This window comes from Paenibacillus sp. FSL K6-1330 (assembly GCF_037976825.1).
Taxonomy (GTDB): Bacteria; Bacillota; Bacilli; order Paenibacillales; family Paenibacillaceae; genus Paenibacillus_AQ.
This window is the reverse complement of the sequence record NZ_CP150269.1, coordinates 1,950,092-1,971,911: the sequence shown is the minus strand read 5'-3', so window position 1 is coordinate 1,971,911 and position 21,820 is coordinate 1,950,092. Positions and strand designations below refer to the sequence as shown.

Sequence of the window (21,820 nt, the reverse complement as noted above, 5' to 3'; positions counted from 1 at the left end):
CAACATTAGGGGTTTACACTTCTATTTTGATTTCTACCGTTTGGAACGGACGGCAGAGCTGCTCCGGGATTTAAACAAGTGAATGTTCTCGAGCGCTTTACCTGTACCAATGGCCACGCAATCCAGCGGATTCTCTGCAACGATCACCGGCATGCCGGTCTCTTCAGCGAGCAGCTTGTCCAGGTTGCGAAGCAATGCGCCGCCTCCTGTAAGCACGATGCCCCGGTCCATAATATCCGCAGCAAGCTCCGGAGGACATTTCTCAAGCGTAACCTTAACAGCTTCAACAATCGCATTAATCGTATCTGCCAACGCTTCGCTAATCTCATCCGAAGTAATGGTAATCGTCTTCGGCAGACCCGTCACCAAGTCACGGCCGCGAATTTCCATCGTTTCCACGGTCTCCAGCGGCATGGCGGAACCGACTTCCATCTTGAGCAGCTCGGATGTGCGCTCACCGATCATCAAGTTATATTGACGTTTGATATAGGAAATAATAGACTCATCCATCTCATCGCCTGCCACGCGTACAGAGCGGCTGGTTACGATACCCCCAAGAGAAATGACCGCAACCTCGGTCGTACCTCCGCCGATATCAACAACCATGCTGCCTGTAGGTTCCCACACAGGCAAATCGGCGCCGATTGCAGCTGCAAAAGGTTCTTCGATCGTATAAGCTTCGCGTGCACCGGCTTGCTTGGTCGCATCTTCAACCGCACGCTGCTCTACCGCCGTAATGCCGGAAGGTACACATACCATCACGTTCGGATGGCGCGGGAATATGGAACGTTGCTTCTGTGCTTGACGAATAAAGTATTTAATCATCGTAGCTGTTGTATCAAAATCAGCGATGACGCCGTCTTTCATCGGACGAATGGCACGAATATTGCCTGGTGTGCGTCCAATCATTTTCTTAGCCGATTCTCCGACGGCTTCAATGCTCTTAGTATCTGTACGCAGAGCAACCACGGAAGGCTCTCTTACGACAATTCCTTTCCCACGAACATAAACCAGCGTATTTGCCGTCCCCAAATCGATTCCCAAATCTTTCGTAAAACCACCTAACATGATGTATCTCCCTTTCTTCGTCAATCTGAACTATTATATTACATCAAGCCCCGTTCCTTCAAACTTACAAACGATCCGTCCCCAATGATCAGATGATCCAGCACGTCGATCCCGACAATCTGTCCTGCCTCCACTAAGCGGGCAGTCAGCGATATGTCTTCCGGGCTGGGCGTCGGATCTCCGCTAGGATGGTTGTGCGCGCACACCAGGGATGCACTGCTGCATTTGATGGCCGCTCTGAACACCTCGCGGGGATGAACGATGGAAGCATTAAGGCTTCCCATCGATAACGTTTCCTGGGCAATGACATGATTTTTCGTATTTAAAAATACACAGACAAAATGCTCTTTCTGTAAATAGCGCATCTGTTCACTGAGCAGTTCTGCCGCGTCATGCGGACTGCGAATAATAACTGGCTCTACATGTCTCGATGCGGCTAAGCGCCGTCCAAGCTCTATGCCAGCCTTCAGCTGAACAGCCTTAGCGGTTCCAATTCCTTTGATTTGCGTAATTTCCTCAATGCTAAGATCAACGAGCTGCCGGATGCCGCCTGCTTCCCCCAGCAGCCGCTGGGCTATATGTACGGCGGATTCCTGGCGGGTACCGGTCCGAAGCAATATCGCCAGCAATTCTGCATGGCTTAAAGCGCTCGCCCCATATTGCATCATGCGCTCTCTAGGTCGTTCATCATGGGGGATGTCGCGCAGCAATAGCGTTGGCGACTCCATATATTCCCCTCTTTTCTAAGATTTAAATCAGCAGGTCACCGAAACTTCAGGATTCCCCTACATTTCGCATGCCGTTGTTCTATATCTATGAATCGGTGAGTACATCCATCCCCATTTCAGACAGCATGTCCGACAGCAGAGAAAGCGGCAGGCCGACAACGTTAAAATAGTCGCCTTCGATTCCTTCCACGATGGTTGCACCCAAGCCTTGAATCGCATACGAGCCTGCTTTGTCAGCAGGTTCCCCGCTCTTTACATAAGCCGCGATCGCATCATCACTTAACGATTTCATCTTTACGGTTGTCACACGGTGGGCAACCTTTGTATGACCGGATTCCCGATCAACACAAGCCACGCCCGTGTACACGAGGTGAGCCCGTCCTTGAAGCATGGACAACATCCTTGCCGCGTCAGCATGATCCTCCGGTTTCCCGAGGACATGATCATCTACAACTACAATCGTGTCGCTTCCCACAATGATACCATCTCCCGGATCATCCGTCAGCTTTCGGAGAACCGCTTCCGCTTTACGTAGTGCCAGTGACTCCACAATTCGCTCTGGCGACCACCCTTGCGGGGTGTCCTCATCAGCTTCACTAGGCATAATCTCGAATGGGATACGAAGGGAGGCAATCAATTCCTGACGCCGAGGAGAGGTGGAGGCCAATATGATACGGCGGTTTCTCTTCTCATTCAAGGGGGATAATCTCCTTTGTCATGTCTTAGAGCCTGCGGTATAACCAAAGTGCAGCTATAATGCCGAGCAGACTGAGCAGGCAAAAGTTAAGTTCAAGGTTAATATCATAACGAATAATGTCAAAATCAGCGCGAGGCGACCACTTAATCGGTGTAGTAGACGTTAAAAACGACAAAGCCTTGACAGGCTGAAGCGCCTTAGCAAGCCATGTTCCCGTCAGCCACCCCAGCAGCAAAAACAAGATGAGCATTCCTTTGTTTTTCTTCATGCATCCTCTTCCCTCGCCATATTTTGACACCCTAATTATTATACGGTGAATCGATAAGCAATACAAACAGAAATCCGGCAGGGGGAACTATTTCCAGTTCCAAGCCGGATTTTACGTAAATTTGAATTTATAGGCCATCCAGGAGTTTCTTTTGGCCCATGACATAGTTCATCATACCTGTTTGAATCTCCCACAAATGCCCCTTGGATTGATTTTTGTTATATTCGGAGAGCGCAGTGATTGAACTGTTCATGGATTGCTCCATCGCCGGCAGCACAGCCCCGGTCTCCGGACCCAAGCCGGCGGACAGCAACTGCATCGATTGGATCCACTGCTGGTGCAGATTTGTGATCGTAGTCATATTCTCCGGCGCCACCGCGCCCGCCTCCTGCTTCCCCAGCAGCGATGCCGATAGCTTACTAAGCTCCGATACCAGTTGCCCGCTTATCGTAAAATAGTCCGTCAGCGTCTGCTCCTCGCCCGCAAAGACAGCTGACTCTATATTAGGGAGCGCGATTTCTCTTACGTATAATTCGACGCCTTCGGCCTTAAGCTGATTGCTGAGCAGCTTGGCCTGCTCGCGGTCTGGTGAAATGCCCGCATACACCCGGTTCTCCTCATCCGAATCTCCGCCGGCGGCAATACCGGACTGCAGCAGCTCCCCCTTCGCTTGCTCAGCCCGTTCCGGGGTGCTGAACACACCGTACTGAAGCATATAAAAGATTTGACCTGGAATGTGAACAGCCGATTCAGTTAAATCAGGTGCGAGGGTTGCACCCGTTCCACCAGAGGAATCAGCCGGGGCTTGATTCACTGCATCATTGGTTTCAAGCTGTCCCGATGTTGGATCCTCACCTGCATTACCACCGTTAAACATAGACAGCACCATATACCCAAACAGCAAACCCGTAACAACCGCCGCTGTCACAGACACAGCCATTTTCCAGAAGGAGGTAGGTTTGCGTGAGCGATAATAGCTGTAGTCACCAGCAGATGACTCATATAGATCCGCCTCAGGCCCGAGATTCCAGTTGGAGTCGTTCGCTTCGGGGCCCACTCTTCCGGGATACACGTCATCATGAAGGTCATAGAGTTCCTTACGCTCACGCATATCGTCATATGTATCGTTATGTTCAGGTCCGTCACCAAACGACCCGCCGTCGATATGATCCAGACGCCGTCTTTCCTCAGCTAATCGGCCCCTGAACCGGTTATGACGCGAGGTTCTCCACCCTTGACCGTTCACATTCGGGGTCTCCCCCTCCTCCCGGAGAGGCGGAACGACGCGTAGATGATCATGCTGCATACTGCTCCTAGGTTCGAACGAAGTGCCCGCATCGGCAAACCGATCTGGCGCCGTTGTGTCAAACTCGTCGAATACGAGATGGCGGTCATCAACTTGGTCATTGCGTCTTGCTGGAACTTTTTGATACGGATCCCGTTCCTCACGCATATGATCCTTATGACTGTCCTTCGGCGGATCGTGATCAAAACGAATCGTCATCCGTGCTTTATTCATATCCACACACCTCACTTGTCCTTCTACACCTAGCTATATGATCAAGCTTGGCAACTTATGAGTGTGCGAAAAACAAAACAAACAGGCTGATCAAGAAAACATCTTGATCAGCCTGTTATACTTAGCGATTCCGCTCGCTTTGCCTCCGTTCGAAAGACAAAAGCCCATGCAATCCCCTGCTGCAGCGAAGCAGCAAAGCATGCGCGCAATCCATTTACTTCTTGCCTTTAATAGACTCTGCTAAAGCAGCACCGACTTTCCAAATATCGCCCGCCCCCATCGTGAGAACCAGATCGCCTTCTTTTACACGACCTTTGAGATCGTTCAGAACATCCTCTTTGGTAGGCAAATAGCGGGCACCGGCATTACTGTTCTGGACAATCAGCTCCACCAGCTTACCGGAACTGATACCCTCGATTTGCTTCTCGCCGGCAGGAGAATAAATATCGGTGATAATCACCTCATCGGCTTCTCCGAACGCGCGGCTAAACGCATCCAGAAGGAAAAAGGTCCTCGAATACCGCTGCGGCTGGAATACGGCAATAATCCGTTTGCCCGTCGCTTTAGCGGCACTGATCGTAGCCTCAATCTCCGTCGGATGATGCGCATAGTCGTCAATCACCAGAATGCCTTCTGCTTCACCAAGCACCTGGAAGCGGCGCTTAGCGCCGTTGAACTTAACAATGGCCTCTACAATCGCTTCAAACGAGATTCCGCCTTTCAAGCAGCATATCACCGTAGCCATTGCGTTGTAGACATTGTGTTTACCCGGTACGGACAGTTCCACGGTGCCCAGCTCCATTCCGTTATGAAGCATCGTGAAGCTGACGTGACGGTCGCCGAGCACCAGATTCGTTGCCGTATACTCAGCATCGGCATGAATGCCGTATGTGGTCACATTGCATTTTAGGTCAGGCAAAATAGCCTGGATGTTGTTATCGTCCGCGCAAACCACGGCCGTACCGTCTGCCTTGATCTGGCTGAGGAATTGTACGTAGGCCGCCTTAAGACGATTGAAATCCCCTTCGTAATTCTCCAAGTGATCGGCTTCGATATTCAGAACAACGCCCAGCCATGGATGGTATTGCAGGAATGAGCCGTCGCTCTCGTCGGCTTCGGCCACCACATGCTCACCTTCACCGGCTTTGGCATTCGTGCCAACGTTCATAATTTCCCCGCCGATGATAAATGTCGGATCGACGCCGCATTCTTCCATCACGAGCGCAATCATGGATGAAGTGGTTGTCTTGCCGTGCGCACCCGCTACGGCGACGCCTTTGCGTTCGTTCAAAAGACGTGCCAGCATCTGCGCACGGTGAAGGACAGGAATGTTCAGCTTCTCTGCTTCGACCCGCTCCACGTTGTCTTTGGACAATGCCGTGGAGTAAACCACAAGGTCAGCGCCCTTGACTTGCTCGGCAGTATGTCCGATGTATATTTTGGCGCCCTTGGCCGCCAGCTTTTCTGTCAATTCTTGCGATGCCACGTCAGAACCCGTGACTTTATAACCCATCTCCAGCATAACTCTTGCAATGGCGCTCATCCCGTAGCCGCCAATTCCTATAAAATGAACATGTTCCGATGTATTCAACAGATATCACCAACCTTTTTCAGAATCGGAAAGGCCCAGGAGGTTGGAACGCACGTCGGCAATCAGGTACAACGTGCCCGACACCACCCCAAGATCCTCCGCTTCCGTCCGTGACTTCAACTCTTCAAGTGCGTTTTTCCAATTTGGTTCTATGATGATTTGCAGTGTATGTTTGGCGTATTTCTCCCTTACCTGCTCTACGATGTCACCAAGCGCCTTGGCGTCCAGTTTCTTCCGGAAATCCGGTTCAGTCAGGATAAGCGTATCCACTATTGGCAGTATATGCTGCAAATACGATTCATGATGCTTATTTGCCAGCATTCCCATCATTAAGTTCAGTTTCCGATACTTATAGATCTGCGGCAAGCTTTTGGCCAAGGTTTCAGCCCCTTCGGGGTTGTGCGCACCATCGAGAACAATCCGCGGGGAGGACTGCACTTGTTCCAGTCTTCCCGCCCAGAAAGTATCCTTAAACCCTGTACGCAATTCTTCTTCATCCACGATAAAAGCCATGTACTGGCGGAGCACTTCCAGCGTCATCATGGCAAGCGCGGCATTGGCACATTGGTGCTCGCCCTGCATCGAGATGTCCAGATCCATGTCCCGGAAAGGACCCTTAAAACGGAAAGTCTGGCTTTCTTCGTCCCCACGCAACCGCTCATAGGAGAATTGTTCATCTACGAGATACAGACTTGTACGGTTTTTTTCTACCGTTTGTTTCAGAATTTCGACAGCCTCAGGCTGAGTTACCGTGCTCACCACAGGGACTCCGGGCTTGATAATGCCGGCCTTCTCCGTGGCGATCTCCTGAATGGTATCACCCAGAACGTCGGTATGGTCCATTCCGATATTCGTGATCACCGAAACGATGGGATGAACGATATTGGTCACGTCAAGGCGACCGCCAAGTCCCGTCTCCCATACCACTACGTCCGGATAAGATACCTCGCCATAATACAGGATCGCAAGGGCGGTGGACACCTCAAACATCGTTGGTGATCCGAGCCCGGAGCTCGCAACTTCGGCAACAAGCGGTTCTAAGCGATTCGCGAGCGCCAGCAGCGTCTCTTCCGGTATGTCTTCGCCGTTATACTGAAACCGATTGGTAAACTTCGTAATATAGGGGGACGTATAGGTGCCAACCGTGAATCCCCCTTGAAGCAGAACCTTTGTTAAAAAAGCGCATGTGGAGCCTTTTCCATTCGTTCCGGCCACGTGAATAAATTTCAACCGCCGTTCCGGATGGCCGAGCAACTCCATCAATCGCTGAATTCTATCCATGCCGGGGCGGATTCCAAACGGAATCAGCCCGTTGATCCAAGCTACCGCTTCTTCATAGGTATGGAACGGAGCTGCAGCAGCTGCTGCCGAATGATCAACCATCGTTCTCACCTTCTGGTCCAGATTCATCTTGCCCTCAGCCTCTCAATTCTTCGATGCGCGCGATCACTTTACTGCGTTTGTCCGAGTAATCCGCAAGCTTCGCCCGTTCTTCTTCAATCACCTTTTCCGGTGCTTTCGATACGAAACCAGGATTGTTCAGCTTCTTCTCCACACGCTCGACTTCACTGTTCAAGTGCTGAATTTCCTTCTCCAGACGTGTGATCTCCTGAGCGATATCGATCAACCCGGCAAGCGGCAGATACATTTCAACACCTGTAACGACAGCGGTCATCGCCTTATCGGGCGCCTCAAGCGCAAGGGAGGACTGATACTCCGACGTGTTGCAGAAGCGGCGAATATAATCCGCATTGCGATCGATAATGCCGGCAATTTGCCCGCTTACCGGCTTCAATTGCAGTTCCACTTTTTTGCTCATCGGTACGTTTACTTCCGCCCGGATGTTTCGTACAGCACGGATGACATCCATCAGCAGGTTCATTTCGGTAACGGCTTCCGTATTCTCCAATGCCTCGTCATAGGTCGGCCATGAAGCCAACATCACCGTCTCGCCTTCATGCGGTAAATGCTGCCAGATCTCTTCGGAGATGAACGGCATGAACGGATGGATCAAACGCATCGTGCGGTCCAGCACATAGGCAAGCACCGACTGCGTCTTTTTCTTGGCTGCTTGATCCTCGCCGTATAGGGACAGCTTGGCAAACTCAATATACCAGTCACACAGATCATCCCAGATGAAATTGTAGAGCAGTCGACCGGTTTCGCCAAATTCGTAGGCATCAATTAGACGCGTAATGTCGCGGGAAGTTTCGTTCAGACGATGCAAAATCCACCGGTCGGCCGTTCCCAGCTCTCCGGAAATGTCGATATCCGCCGCCGTGAAGCCCTCCAGGTTCATGAGCGCAAAGCGTGATGCATTCCAGATCTTGTTCGCGAAGTTACGCGCTTGCTCCACGCGTTCCCAGCGGAAACGAAGATCCTGGCCCGGCGTACTTCCGGTCGATATCATATAACGCATGGCATCTGCGCCATACTGTTCAATAACCTCGAGCGGGTCGATACCGTTGCCGAGCGACTTGGACATCTTGCGGCCTTCGCTATCCCGGACCAGACCATGGATAAGCGTATCTTTGAACGGCATTTGATCCGTAAATTCAAGCCCTTGGAAAATCATCCGCGATACCCAGAACGGAATAATATCATAACCCGTTACGAGAACGCTTGTCGGATAATAACGTTTGAAATCCTCGCTGTCCAGATTCGGCCAGCCCATGGTCGAGAACGGCCATAATGCGGAGCTGAACCAGGTATCCAGCACATCCTCATCTTGTCTCAGATCGTCCTTGCCCAGCTTCGCGCGCGCTTCCTCCTCATTCATGGCAACAACCACTTCGCCCGTGGATTCGGAATACCAGGCCGGAATCCGGTGGCCCCACCACAATTGACGGGAAATACACCAATCGCGGACATTCTCCATCCAGTGCAGGTAGGTTCTCTCGAACCGGTCAGGCACGAAGTTAACGCCCTTGCCGGATTTCTGCGCATCCACGGCTGCTTCCGCAAGCGGCTGCATCTTAACGAACCATTGCGTGGACAGATAAGGCTCGACCACTGCGCCGGATCTTTCGCTATGGCCAACCTGATGGACATGATCTTCGATGCGGAGCAGTACGCCAGATTCCTTCATATCGTTTACGATCTGCTTGCGGCATTCGCTCCGATCAAGACCTTGGTACTTGCCGGCAAACTCATTCATCGTTCCGGATTCATCCATCACGGTGATTTGCGGCAGGTCATGTCTCATACCCATCTCGAAGTCATTCGGATCATGCGCCGGCGTAATTTTAACCGCTCCGCTGCCGAAATCCTTCTCCACATACTCATCGGCAATAACCGGAATCTCGCGGCCGACAATAGGCAGGACCAATGTCTTGCCGATCATGTCTTTATAGCGTTCATCTTCCGGATGAACGGCTACCGCCGTATCGCCAAGCATGGTCTCCGGACGGGTCGTTGCTACGGTGATGGAGCCGCTGCCGTCTTTCAGCGGGTATTGCAAGTGATACAAATGGCCGTTGACCTCTTTGTACTCCACTTCAATATCGGACAACGCCGTACGAGCAGCCGGGTCCCAGTTGATGATGCGTTTTCCGCGATATATGAGCCCTTTATCGTAGAGCTTGACGAATACTTCCCGAACCGCTTCCGACAACCCCTCGTCGAGCGTGAAACGTTCTCTGGAGTAATCGAGGGACAGGCCGATCTTGGACCATTGGTCACGAATCGTATTCGCATATAGATCCTTCCATTCCCACACTTTCTCCAGGAATTTTTCACGTCCCAGGTCGTATCGGGTAACGCCTTCTTCGCGAAGCTTCTGTTCAACCTTCGTTTGCGTAGCGATGCCCGCATGGTCAGAGCCTGGCAGCCACAGCGCATCATAGCCCTGCATCCGCTTTACGCGGATCAGGATATCCTGCAGCGTAAAGTCAAGGGCATGGCCGATATGAAGCATTCCCGTAACGTTTGGTGGAGGAATAACAATCGTGTACGGCTCCGCGTCCGGTCGTTTGCCAGCTTCAAAAAAGCCGCCTTCCTTCCAGTACGGATACCATTTTTGTTCGGCTGCCTTCGGATCATACGTCGTCGGCATTTCTAACTGGGATTGGTTTTGTTTTTGATCCATATTTTCGTACCTCCGATACTATTAATCAGTTTTGCCAACCCGAATTGTTTTAGCCTACGGGGTGGCCATGGATATCCATGTTTGGCATGAAACAAAAAAAGCCCTTCGTCCTCAAAGGACGAAAGACTGTTCTCTCGCGGTACCACCTTTGTTTCGTGCTTACATGATTCATCCATCGTGTCCTCCCATGAAGAACATGAAAGGCTTACGATCAGCACGACACTTTACGCAGGTAACGGCTGCGGCCGGCGAACTCTAATCAGGGTAGAATCGATCCCTACTCTATCTCAAGTCCGCAACTCCGGGGCGACTTCGGCAAGCTGGTTCCTGCGGAATCTCACAGCGCTTAAATAGCAATTCCGCTCTCTGAAGGCCATACCTTCCTACTCTTCCCGTTCAACGTTGTTCTAGCTTATGAAATACATGTACATATTCTATTCAAATATACCGTGGTTGTTGCATATAGTCAATATTTCGAGTGTTTCCGAACGATTTAGACATCATACCTGTCGATCCAAATAAATCTTATACGTTGTAAAAGGAAGCCCCAGCTCGTCCCATCCCACTCTTCTCCTAACCAAACCCCCGCCAAACAAAAAGCAGGCCAAGGATGTCCTACCTTGACCTGCTTTTTCTTACGCAATTGCTCCCCCCACCGATTACTGGGGAATGTATAATACCTGTCCTTCTTCCACATTCTGCTCGGACATGCGGTTATATAACAAAAGCTCCCGCGGCGTCAGTTGATAACGCTCGGCAATCACGTCGAGTGTCTCCTCACGCTGTACAATGCACATCCGGACCTTGCGGAACGGCGTTTCCTCGCGGCGGTTACCCAGGAACAGACTCTTCCACTCCACATCCTCGGCCGAAGCCGAATCAACCAATTCCTCCGCCTCTTCTTCCTCGTCCCGAGCGGCTTGATCCTGAACCGTTCTGCTCGATTGAAGCAATGAAGATAAGCCTACACCCGATGTGCTGTTTGTGCTGCTGTTCTTCGAGTTGAAGGCCACCTTTAACTCCGGTTTGGTCGGAACCTCTTCAACTTTAACGGTAACCTCCTCCGTTATATCATCCATATCCTCCAAAGGTACTGCTTCCTCAGCAAAAACAGGCTGGGTTTCCTCCGTTTCCGGTGATTCCAGCACCGGTACGGCTTCAACTTCTTCGCCCTTACGCTCAGTGACACCAGGGAAACCGGCTGCTGAATCTTCCTGCACCGGCTCCGGCTGGGAGGCTGCCCGTTCGAATTGCCATACACTTGGAATCGACGGCTCAGCTGCCTGAGCTTCCGTCTCGCTATGTAAGGCATATTCGACTGTATCCCGGGCTTCAGTCGCACCGGAAATGCTTAGGGTGCTGTCCGAGGCCTGTGAATCCCGAGTTTGGTTCTCGTACTGCGCCCAGGATGCCAGGTACTGCTGTGTGCGTGCATCCGTCCCGGACTCTTGGGCTTTGGGCTGAGCCTCGTTGAAGTAAGAAGGTGAAGCCGAATTCGCGTCAGTGTTAGCTCCGCCTTGAAACTGGTCATACGGGTTGGCTGCGAACTGCTGCTCCCCGTTCGAATAATCTGTCGCTTCAGGAGCATGTACCACTGTGAATTCCTCATTGGCCCATACTTGGTCACGGGCTCCCGGAGCCGCCGCCTGAATTCCTTTGAGCGACAGAACCCCTGTAATGTTCAAGCTGCGCTTAGATAACAAATCCACGTCAAAATTCTCGATCTCGACCGCGATGTCATCTAATGATGATACCCGGTTCAGCGGGACCGTGATTTCGACCGGAATCCAGTGTTCGAGCGGCTCCGTCTCTCCGGCTTCGGTGTCACCTTTATACAGGCCTGCAAGAAGCAGATGACCCCGAAGCGTGGCCTGGTCCTGCTGACTGATCACCTGAATGTGCGGGATCAACTCCGCCTCTTCCAATTCATCGATTCCCGGCAAATCTTCCGTTAAATTAATACGCTCGTAAATATCGAACCGCAATCCGTAGGACTGGTCAAACACGGGAATGTCCTCCTTTTTGGCATATACTATCCGTGATCTGTTATCACGGCATGAGCCTAAGTTTTGCCACTCAATTTATCTATATGCCGAAAATAGGAGAGCATGACTTTTTTGCGAATTGTGCGTGAAAGTTACCGGTTCATTCAGGATTTTGCAAATTTTCTTAACGGCCTGCTGACTCTATGATTTGCTCTCTTAACTCCAACATATCCTGAGGCCAGGGCGCTTCCACCTCGATACTCTCGCCCGAGAGAGGATGAGTAAACAACAGACGTTTGCCATGCAGCGCCTGGCGCGGGAACGTCTCGGGTCCTCCGTATAAGGAATCTCCCAGAAGCGGATGTCCCATATGACTTAGATGCACCCGGATCTGATGCGTACGGCCGGTTTCCAGACGAATTTGCAGCAGGCTGGCTTTTGGATACACTTCAGATGAGAGAATATGCGTGATCGCAGCCTGCCCGGTTAATGAAACCCGCCGGCGGCTTGCGTGATAGCGGTCTTTGCCTATCGGCAAATCGATTCTCTTCAGATCCTGCGAGACCCTCCCCTGAACAATAGCCGCATAAATCCGGACGATCTTCTTCTCCCGCATGGCCTCGTCAAGCTTTAGCTGCGCATATTCATTCTTGGCGTACAGTATGGGACCTGTTGTGTCCTTATCCAGCCGATGAATATGCCGGACTGCCGTATGAATGCCTTCGGCTTCGTAATATGCAGCTACCACATGATTCAGCGTTGTCTCCGTGCTCTCGTTGTCCGGATGGACCGCCATGCCGGCCGGTTTGTTCACGACCAGGCAGAAATCGTCCTCGTACAATACATCTAGCTTCTGCCATCTCGGTTCGATGCCGTAATCCCGATAAGGAAAAAGGACCAGCCGAAGCCGGTCCCCTCTCCATTGTATCCCTTGCTCATGATGAAGCTTGCGATACAGCTTCTCGGGCATACCGACCGTTTCCATAAGCCACTTGGCAGCAGCCTCGTTCCGATCCGGCTGACTAAGCAGCGCCTTGCCCGGCGTCATCTCCAGCCATTCGGCGCGTTTGCTCCAACCGCCCCCGTAACTCATAGGCTCTTGAAGGCATTGTAGTTGGCTTCGATGGTGGCATCGATATCTTCCACCGTATGCGCTCCCGAGATGAACATGCCCTCGAACTGGGAAGGAGGTACGCTGACTCCCTCTTCTACCATCGCTGCAAAATATTGACGGAAACGATCCAGATCGCTTGTCTTGGCCGTATCAAAATTGACAACCGGCGTATTCGTGAAGAAAGGACATACCATGGACCCGATCCGGTTGATCGTAAGCGGGATCCCGAATTCCTTAGCGTTTCGCTCAAATCCGGCCTGAAGGCGGGCTCCCCGTTCCTCCAGCTGTTCATAGATAGCAGGCGTCAACAGTTTTAGAGTCGTGTAGCCGGCCGCCATGGCGAGCGGATTTCCGCTTAACGTTCCTGCTTGATAGATCGGCCCTGCCGGAGCAATCTGATCCATCAGCTCACGCTTGCCTCCATAAGCACCGACTGGCAGACCGCCGCCGATCACCTTGCCCAGACATGTCAAATCCGGCGTAACGCCATAACGTCCTTGCGCACAGTTTAGATCCACGCGGAATCCGGTCATGACCTCGTCGAAAATAAGCACTGTACCATAATCGGAAGTGACCTTACGGAGTCCTTCCAGGAACCCTGGCTGTGGAGGTACCACGCCCATGTTGCCGGCCACCGGCTCAACAATGACTGCGGCGATCTCTTCGCCGAACCGCTTGAAGGCAAGCTCTACCGACTCCAAGTCATTATAAGGAACGGCAATGGTGTTGGAAGCCACGCTCTCAGGGACACCGGGACTATCGGGAAGACCCAGCGTTGCGATGCCTGATCCGGCCTTGATCAGAAGGCTATCGGCGTGACCGTGATAAGAGCCTTCGAATTTGATGATTTTGCTGCGCCCGGTATAACCGCGCGCCAGCCGGATGGCGCTCATGGTAGCTTCCGTACCGGAATTCACCATTCGCACAACCTCCATCGACGGCACGCGCTCGCAGACGAGCTTCGCCATCTTCGTTTCCAACAGGGTTGGCGCACCAAAGCTGGTCCCCTTCCCAGCGGTCTCCTGAAGCGCTTCAACGACCTCAGGGTGCGCGTGGCCCATAATCAGCGGTCCCCAAGAACCTACATAATCGATAAAGCTGTTGCCATCGATATCATATACGCGGCTGCCTTCTCCGCGATCGATATAAATCGGCGTTAGTCCCACAGATTTAAACGCACGTACCGGACTGTTGACACCGCCGGGAATGTATAACTTCGCTTCTTCAAAAGCAGAACGCGATAATTCTTCTTTCCGCATATCTTGGCTCATACTATGCACTCCTAACTCTTTAGTCGTTATTGCTTACTTGCTGCGCATCCAGCGTGCTGCATCCTTCGAGAAATACGTGATGATAATGTCCGCACCGGCACGCTTCATCCCCGTCAGCAGCTCCATCACAATCGCTTGCTCACTGATCCATCCCTGCTGAGCAGCCGCCTTAATCATGGAATATTCCCCACTTACGTTATAAGCGACAATCGGCAGATCAAACTGGTCTCTCAGCAATCTGACAACGTCAAGGTAGGCCATAGCTGGTTTCACCATCAGCATATCGGCGCCTTCCAGCACGTCCGTCTCCGCCTCGCGAAGCGCCTCTCTCACATTGGCCGGATCCATCTGATAGGTTTTACGGTCGCCGAACTGTGGAGCAGAATCGGCAGCTTCACGGAAAGGTCCGTAAAAGGCCGAAGCGTACTTAACCGAGTAAGACATGATCGGCACGTTATAAAATCCGGCTTCATCAAGTCCGGAACGAATGGCTTGAACAAAACCGTCCATCATATTGGAAGGTGCAATAATATCGGCTCCCGCCTTCACTTGGGAAACCGCTGTACGAACGAGCAGCTCCAGTGACTCGTCGTTTAATACATCGCCGCAGGTGTGACCGTCACGCTCAAAGGTATGCACCATACCGCAGTGGCCGTGGTCGGTAAATTCGCACAGGCACGTATCAGCAATCACCAGAAGATCGGGATACCACGACTTGATGAGACGGGTAGCCTCTTGGACAATCCCGTCATCCGCAAAACCGGATGTGCCTACGCTGTCTTTGGTCTCAGGAATTCCGAACAGGAGCACAGCAGGAATGCCTAGACTTACGATTTCGTCTACTTCCTCTTTCAAGGTATCGAGCGAAAAATGATAGACCCCCGGCATCGAGGAAATTTCGGATTTCACACCACTGCCATAGGTAACGAAGATTGGCTGAACCAGATCCTCCGTATGAAGCACGGTCTCACGGACCATGCTGCGAATGCCGGCATTTTGACGCAGCCGACGATGGCGTACGATTGGAAAACTCATGACGTATACCTCCTGATGATGTAATTTTTGATCATGTATTTAAAAGATAAGGATATTATGGCGCAACGCGGCGTGGATCGTTCTCATTCCAAATGCACAAGGCCTTCACCAGACTGTCGATCGTCGCTTCCTCGGCGAGGAGGGATACGTGCAGACCGGCTTCCTCTGCCGTCTGGGCGGTCAAAGGTCCGATGCAAGCAATCGTCGATCCTTTTAACAGTTCGGCAGGATCTGCTACGCCCATCCCCTTCAGCGCCTTCAGCAGATTGGTAACGGTAGAGGAACTGGTAAAAGTAACGGCGTGAATGCCGCCATCTTGAAGCAGCTTCAACAGCTCATCATCGTCCTCACCACATAGCACGTTCTCATAGATCACGGCTTCCGTCACGAGCAGACCCATTTCCGTCAGCTTCTCTGGCAGCCACTTGCGTGCCAGATCGCCCCGAGGCAGCAGCACACGCTGACCAGGCTTGAGCTCTGAACCGTAAGCATCGATAATGCCTTCCGCCTGGTACCGCTCCTTAATGACTTCAGCGGCTATGCCGTAATTACCAAGAGCATGGGCTGTTGCTGGACCAACCGCGACGATGCGGGCAGAGGCTAGGGAACGAATATCGCGCCCATTCTCCTTCAAGTGGCGGAAAAAGAATTCGACTCCGTTCACGCTGGTGAAGAATACCCAGTCATACGTACTCAGCTTGTCCAGTGCTTGTTGAACGCCAGCAAGCACTTCGTCCTTCGAAGGCATGACGATGTCGATGACGGGAAATTCATAAGGCTCTCCGCCGAGCTCTTCGATTTGGGATACCAATGCACTGGCCTGGCTTCGGGCCCTCGTGACCAGAATTCGTTTACCGAACAGAGGCAGCCGTTCTGCCCACTTCAGGTGCTCCCGCTGAAGCACCACCTGTCCAACAACGATGACGGCAGGCGGCTGAAAATCCGCTGCCTTGACTCTGTCCTCGATGTCCGCCAGCGTCCCCGTCAGCGTATCTTGCTCCGCTCGGGTTCCCCATCTAATAAGAGCCACCGGGGTTTCTGGCGGCCTGCCATGTTTGATCAGTTGACGACTGATATATCCGATCTTGGCCACACCCATCATAAAAATCAAAGTCCCCGTTGCATTGGTCACCTTATCCCATTGAATCATCCGGTCCAGCTTTTCGGGACTTTCATGCCCGGTAATGATGGATAAAGATGAAGCATGGTCACGATGCGTCACCGGAATCCCGGCATAAGCCGGAACGCTGATCGCTGAGGTGATCCCCGGTACAATCTCGTACAAGATGCCATGACGGTATAACAGCTCCGCTTCTTCGCCTACTCTACCGAAGATGGTTGGATCGCCGCCCTTTAAACGGACGACCGTCTTTTCTTCCAAAGCATAATCAACCAGCAGCTGATTGATCTGCTCCTGCTTCATCGTATGCCGATCGGGGAGCTTGCCTACATAGACCTTCTCCGCTCCGGGCTTCATCCACCGCAGCAGCCGAGGGCTGGCTAATCGGTCGTACACCACGACATCTGCCTTCTCAATGCATTCCTTGCCTTTAATCGTGATCAGGCGTGCATCGCCCGGTCCTGCTCCCACGAGATAAACCTTGCCTGCCATCCCCTCAACCCCTAACTTGTGCCAGTATCTTCTCCGCTCCTTTAGCTTTCAGCTTTGCAGCCACTTCCACTCCGAGCGATTCAGGATCGGTTCCTTCGGCGCTTTCCTTCAATACGATTTCGCCGTCAGGAGAGCCAACCATTCCTGTTAATTGTATAACGTTTTGTGCTCCGCGGGAATCTTCGGCATCCACATTCTTCAGGACAGCGTAAGCCCCGATAGGCACCTGGCATCCTCCGTTCAGCTCGCTCAGAAACTTGCGTTCAGCCGCAACGGTTCGTGCGGTGACATCATCATTATAAAGTGAGAGCAAATGCAGCAGCTCAGCATCGTTCTCGCGGCATTCAATCCCGAGTGCGCCCTGGCCAACGGCAGGCAGGCTAATTTCAACCGGCAAGTACGATGTGATCCGGTCCTCCCAGCCCATGCGCTGAAGACCTGCGGTCGCCAGAATGATGGCCTGAAATTCACCATCCTCCATTTTGCGAATGCGAGAATCGATATTCCCTCGAATCCATTCGATCTGCAGATCCGGCCGATAGGCCTTGAGCTGGCTGGACCGGCGCAGACTGCTTGTCCCCACTTTGGCACCTGTAGGAAGGTCATCCAGCGTTGCCCCTTCTTTGGAGATCAGGCAATCACGAGGATCCTTTCTTGCCGGCACCGCGCCGGACACCAAACCTTCGGGCAGAACAGAGGGCATGTCCTTCATGCTATGAACCGCCATATCAATCTCACCGTCGATCATTGCCTGCTCGATTTCTTTGACAAACAATCCTTTGCCGCCTACCTTGGAAAGCGTAACATCCAGTATGCGGTCCCCCTTGGTGACGATTTTCTTGACGGTGAAGTCATAGTCCAGACCATGCTCCTTGGCTAAACGCTTTAAATCATCGATAACCTGTCCTGTCTGTGTCAGTGCCAGAGCACTTTGTCTACTGCCAACTACGATTGTGCGCATCTTTCATTCCTCCTGATTATTCGCAATCCACTGCTTGATTTTATCCTCACTCCAGGGCGCATAACCTTCGCGGCGGATCTCTCCGAGCATATCCATGCGGTATGCCTTGTGCAGCAGCCGCCTGCGTGCATCAGCAGACTCCACCTCTTCCCTGATTATCGAACGCATCCTATATAAAAAATCCAAATAATCCTCATACTCAGGCCCGAACTGTTCTTCGAGATCGTCGCGTATACCGCGTGCGGCCATCGGCCCAGCTCCTGATGTTGATACAGCCAGTGTAAGCCTCCCTCGTCGCAGCACCGTCGGGTTGATAAACGTCCCGGCCTCGCCGTTGCTGGCTACGTTAACCAACACGCCAAGACGATCGGCGTCCTCCGCTATCTTCAGGTTCAGCATGCTGTCGTCCGTTGCCGCATGAACCATGAACGCGCCTGTCAGATCGTCTGATTGATACTTCCGCTTCGTCCATCGAAGAGCCTTCTCATTGGCCAAACGTTGAAGTTTCTCGCTTCGTAGTATGGGACTTACAATATGTACGCTTGCTCCGGCATTCAGCAGGGTGTCGGCTTTACGTTCCGCCACCTTGCCGCCGCCGACAATCAAGCATAGACGTCCCCTGCAGTTCAGCAGGACGGGCACATAATGATCATCATATGCCATCTGCCATCACACTCCTGACCAACTATGGAAAGCGGACCACGTATTGAGAAAGAAATTCAAAATAATGAATCCATACCCGATTAAGGCCCATATGGCTGCTTCCCTGCCTGACCTTCTCCACAGGCGACGTTTGATGAAATAAACCAAATACATCGCAAGAGCCGTCAATGTAGACAGGACTTTGATATCCAAGAACAAGGTCCATCGCCCAGCCATGGCCACCGACATGACGGCCAAAATGAGCGACATGACCAGAATAATCGTTCCAGCCATCAGCGCTTTATAAGAATAAACATCAAGCTTCTCCAGACTTGGCAGCCTGCGGATCGTATCATTCCATTGCTTGTGCTTCAGTTTCCGGTGAAGGAACATATAAATCGCCGCAAACACAGCCCCGACGGTCAAAGCGGCGAAGCTGACACTCGCCAGGGCAATATGAATAAGCAAGAGACGATGTTCCGTCTCCCAGCTGTACAATGCATTGTCTCCCGCCGTGACCCATAAACGATTGACCAGCATGACGCTAAACCCGACGAGGTTCATTAACAGGACGGCAAATTCCGACCGCTTCAAATACGCCAGGGCAATCGAAGTAATCGATATGCAGAACGCCAGCAGGAACAGGAAATCAAACAGCGTAAACACCGGGAAGTGGAAGTGTCCGCCTTCCATCGCTCTGATGCTGATTCCGGTGAATTGTAACAGTGCAGTAATAACAAGAAGCCCTGTGCCTATCCGCTTCGCCACCGAATTGCGTGAAACGCAATCCGAGATATAAAACAGAAGGCTCAGGGCATAGATACAAATGCCGGTGATATAAATTAAGTTTAACAGCATGGGTTTGTACTCACCCTCCTCAAAGGGTGGCTGGGGCTAGAGACACCTTAAGCGGTTTCTCTTCTGCCTGCTGATCTACAGCATTCTTCGTCCGTTCAGCTTTAACGGGTGCAGTTGCTTTCTTGTTGCGGCTGCGGGCTTCCTGCTCATTCTCATGGATCAGGCTTTCCAGCGCAAAGATTTGTGAAAAATAATCCAGTGCTTCACCGCCCTGCTTGCCGCCCGTCATTTCCTTAATCCGGTTAATGGGATCATGCATCATCTGGTTAACGATGCTCTTGGTCAAACGACGGATGACTTTTCGCTGGCGTTCATCCAGTTCTGGAAGCTTGTTGAACAAGCTTTCCATCGTTTCTTCATGAATGGTATTCGACTTCTCCTGCAAGGCCCGAATCGCCGGTCTGACACCGAGCGTCTTCAGCCATGTGTGGAATGCATCCATCTCTTCTTGAATCATTACTTCAATCTTCGCTGCTTCCACCCGGCGCATTTCCATATTGGTCTCTACAATGCCTTCCAGATCATCAATATCGTACAAGAACACATTGGAAAGTTCCCCAATCACCGGATCGATATCCCGTGGCACAGCAATATCAATCATGAACAACGGGCGGGCCTGACGTTTCTTCATGCTCTCTTTAACCCGCTCCGCATTCAGAACATATTCATTCGAGCCCGTAGAGCTAATAATAATATCGACTTCATGCAGCAAATTCTTGGCTTCGGCTATGGTGCACGGCGTCCCTTGGATCTTGCGTGCAAGTTCCTCCGCACGGCCAAGCGTACGGTTGGCTACAATTACTTCCGCAGCACCGTTGGCATAAAGATGCTTCACGGTAAGTTCGCTCATCTTGCCTGCGCCGAGAATCATTACTTTTTTGTCGTTAAACGTACCGAAAATCCGTTTACCCAGTTCCACCGCAGCATAGCTGACAGAAACAGCACTCTCTCCGATCGATGTCTCGGAATGAGCCCGCTTGCCGAGCGTAACAGCTTGCTTAAACAACATATTAAACCAAGTACCGGTGGCATTCTGCTGCTGCGACGTCAAAAAAGCATTGCGCACCTGTCCCAGGATCTGCGTCTCTCCAATGACCATGGAATCCAAGCCGCAAGTAACCTTAAACAGATGGGAAATCGCTTGTTCGTCTTCATATATATAGAGGTGTTGTGTAAATTCTTCACGATTAATGCCGAACCACTGTTCCATAAAACTGCGGATAAAGTAGCCGCACATATGAAGGCGGTCTACCACAACATAAATCTCAGTGCGGTTGCAGGTAGCGACAATGACGCCTTCCAATACGCTCTTGGTCGAATTTAGCTGCTCTAACGCCTTCGGCATGTCTTCTTCCGAGAATGTAAAACGTTCTCTGACTTCCACGGGCGCCGTGCGATAGTTCAACCCAACAACGACGATGTGCATTGCATGTTCACCTGCCTATTTCTCCGAGTAGTTTTGCCGTTCACAACGGACTGTCTTGACCCTGTTCATTATATCACAGTATATTGAGCACCCTTGTCTATTTTATGAAATGTTTATGAAATCCCCATACTTCTTCATCCCATTCATGAAGATTTCTACTGTAGATCGTACCTTACTATTGTGGATATAGAACACCTTAGATATACGTGTTATTTTCTACGAAATCTCTTTTCAGAGAACGACGGACTGGAAATCGACCGTACTTCTCAATCCCCAAAATAAATAACCATGGAAACCTCCATGGTTATCAGTATAGGCATTTTTTTAGAAGGCTGGATTAAACGAGTTCAGCCTGGTTCATCTCAGGCGTTTCCACGGTCATTTCGCCGAGTCCTCGCACGAGTTTCTTAGCATAGCATTTTTCAGGTTTCAAAGCGGATACCAGATAGTCAATAGCCAGTTGCGGATCTACTGTCTCCCCGCAGGTATAACAGTCAATCGCAGCAAAACCTCTCTCAGGGTATGTGTGAATCGAGAGATGGCTTTCCGACAGCAACACCAGCACAGTTGCACCTTGTGGTTCAAATTGCTTGGATTGGACGGACATTACCGTTGCTCCACATGCTTCAGCGGCTTCCACCATCTGAGCTTGCAAAAATTCTGCACTGTTCAATAGTTCAAAATCGACTCCCCAAGTATCAACAGCAACGTGTCTTCCGAAAGTTGAGTATTCCATCTTCCGGTTTCCCCCTTCCTAGGAATAAAATGTTTGAAAATTTCATCCGCTAGGACCTACGTCATTCACTTCCCGAGGGAATAATCTCTCGCAACATTACATGTCCTGAGTGAATCCTGGTTCCTATATTCTTTTCAACGAGATTAAAAATAACATCTATGACGCTTAAATGCAACACCTTTTTCGAAAATAACCCATAAATATTTTACAGCTCAATATATG

18 protein-coding genes and 1 other annotated feature are annotated in these 21,820 nt (G+C 51.4%); all 18 genes read right to left on the bottom strand.

Going from position 1 to position 21,820, the window contains the following annotated elements; genetic code table 11:
* Positions 1-33: 33 nt before the first annotated feature.
* On the bottom strand, positions 34-1,068 hold the full coding sequence (locus NYE54_RS08700; protein ID WP_009593998.1) for a rod shape-determining protein: 1,035 nt from the start codon (positions 1,066-1,068) through the stop codon (positions 34-36).
* Between the two features lie 38 nt (positions 1,069-1,106).
* A complete protein-coding gene (gene radC, locus NYE54_RS08695) occupies positions 1,107-1,796 on the bottom strand; it encodes a DNA repair protein RadC (RefSeq protein ID WP_009593994.1) in 690 nt (229 codons plus the stop codon).
* 85 nt (positions 1,797-1,881) lie between these two features.
* Entirely contained in the window at positions 1,882-2,493 is a 612-nt protein-coding gene (locus NYE54_RS08690) for a Maf family protein (RefSeq protein ID WP_339271580.1), read from the bottom strand.
* A gap of 25 nt (positions 2,494-2,518) precedes the next feature.
* Positions 2,519-2,761, bottom strand: coding sequence for a DUF4321 domain-containing protein (locus NYE54_RS08685; RefSeq protein ID WP_076323127.1), 243 nt, complete (start codon positions 2,759-2,761; stop codon positions 2,519-2,521).
* A gap of 127 nt (positions 2,762-2,888) precedes the next feature.
* Positions 2,889-4,280: an SPOR domain-containing protein gene (locus NYE54_RS08680; protein ID WP_339271578.1), complete on the bottom strand. Its 1,392-nt coding sequence runs from the start codon at positions 4,278-4,280 to the stop codon at positions 2,889-2,891.
* Positions 4,281-4,494: 214 nt separating this feature from the next.
* The gene (murC, locus tag NYE54_RS08675) at positions 4,495-5,871 is read right to left on the bottom strand and encodes a UDP-N-acetylmuramate--L-alanine ligase (protein ID WP_339271577.1); all 1,377 of its coding nucleotides are present in this window, start codon (positions 5,869-5,871) and stop codon (positions 4,495-4,497) included.
* 6 nt (positions 5,872-5,877) lie between these two features.
* Positions 5,878-7,254: a folylpolyglutamate synthase/dihydrofolate synthase family protein gene (locus NYE54_RS08670; protein ID WP_339273434.1), complete on the bottom strand. Its 1,377-nt coding sequence runs from the start codon at positions 7,252-7,254 to the stop codon at positions 5,878-5,880.
* 34 nt (positions 7,255-7,288) lie between these two features.
* Positions 7,289-9,958, bottom strand: a complete 2,670-nt coding sequence (locus NYE54_RS08665) for a valine--tRNA ligase (protein ID WP_339271576.1) — start codon at positions 9,956-9,958, stop codon at positions 7,289-7,291.
* 111 nt (positions 9,959-10,069) lie between these two features.
* Positions 10,070-10,367 (bottom strand) — a binding site (T-box leader).
* 250 nt (positions 10,368-10,617) lie between these two features.
* Positions 10,618-11,964, bottom strand: coding sequence for a LysM peptidoglycan-binding domain-containing protein (locus NYE54_RS08660; RefSeq protein WP_339271574.1), 1,347 nt, complete (start codon positions 11,962-11,964; stop codon positions 10,618-10,620).
* Positions 11,965-12,127: 163 nt separating this feature from the next.
* The gene (locus NYE54_RS08655) at positions 12,128-13,036 is read right to left on the bottom strand and encodes an RluA family pseudouridine synthase (protein ID WP_339271573.1); all 909 of its coding nucleotides are present in this window, start codon (positions 13,034-13,036) and stop codon (positions 12,128-12,130) included.
* Positions 13,033-14,328 (bottom strand): glutamate-1-semialdehyde 2,1-aminomutase, encoded by a 1,296-nt coding sequence (gene hemL / locus NYE54_RS08650; RefSeq protein ID WP_339271571.1) that lies wholly within the window; start codon positions 14,326-14,328, stop codon positions 13,033-13,035. The genes NYE54_RS08655 and hemL overlap by 4 nt, the downstream gene beginning before the upstream one ends.
* Positions 14,329-14,361: 33 nt before the next feature.
* On the bottom strand, positions 14,362-15,363 hold the full coding sequence (gene hemB, locus NYE54_RS08645) for a porphobilinogen synthase (protein ID WP_076323120.1): 1,002 nt from the start codon (positions 15,361-15,363) through the stop codon (positions 14,362-14,364).
* Between the two features lie 55 nt (positions 15,364-15,418).
* Entirely contained in the window at positions 15,419-16,975 is a 1,557-nt protein-coding gene (cobA, locus tag NYE54_RS08640; protein ID WP_339271568.1) for a uroporphyrinogen-III C-methyltransferase, read from the bottom strand.
* A gap of 4 nt (positions 16,976-16,979) precedes the next feature.
* A complete protein-coding gene (gene hemC / locus NYE54_RS08635; RefSeq protein ID WP_076323118.1) occupies positions 16,980-17,936 on the bottom strand; it encodes a hydroxymethylbilane synthase in 957 nt (318 codons plus the stop codon).
* A gap of 3 nt (positions 17,937-17,939) precedes the next feature.
* Positions 17,940-18,599, bottom strand: a complete 660-nt coding sequence (locus tag NYE54_RS08630) for an NAD(P)-dependent oxidoreductase (protein WP_339271566.1) — start codon at positions 18,597-18,599, stop codon at positions 17,940-17,942.
* A 6-nt stretch (positions 18,600-18,605) separates the two neighbouring features.
* Positions 18,606-19,436, bottom strand: a complete 831-nt coding sequence (gene ccsA / locus NYE54_RS08625) for a cytochrome c biogenesis protein CcsA (RefSeq protein ID WP_339271564.1) — start codon at positions 19,434-19,436, stop codon at positions 18,606-18,608.
* A 19-nt stretch (positions 19,437-19,455) separates the two neighbouring features.
* Positions 19,456-20,862 carry a glutamyl-tRNA reductase gene (gene hemA, locus NYE54_RS08620; protein WP_339271563.1) on the bottom strand — a complete coding sequence of 469 codons (1,407 nt, stop codon included), beginning with the start codon at positions 20,860-20,862 and terminating at the stop codon, positions 19,456-19,458.
* A 337-nt stretch (positions 20,863-21,199) separates the two neighbouring features.
* Entirely contained in the window at positions 21,200-21,598 is a 399-nt protein-coding gene (speD, locus tag NYE54_RS08615; protein WP_076323114.1) for an adenosylmethionine decarboxylase, read from the bottom strand.
* Between the last annotated feature and the right edge of the window lie 222 nt (positions 21,599-21,820).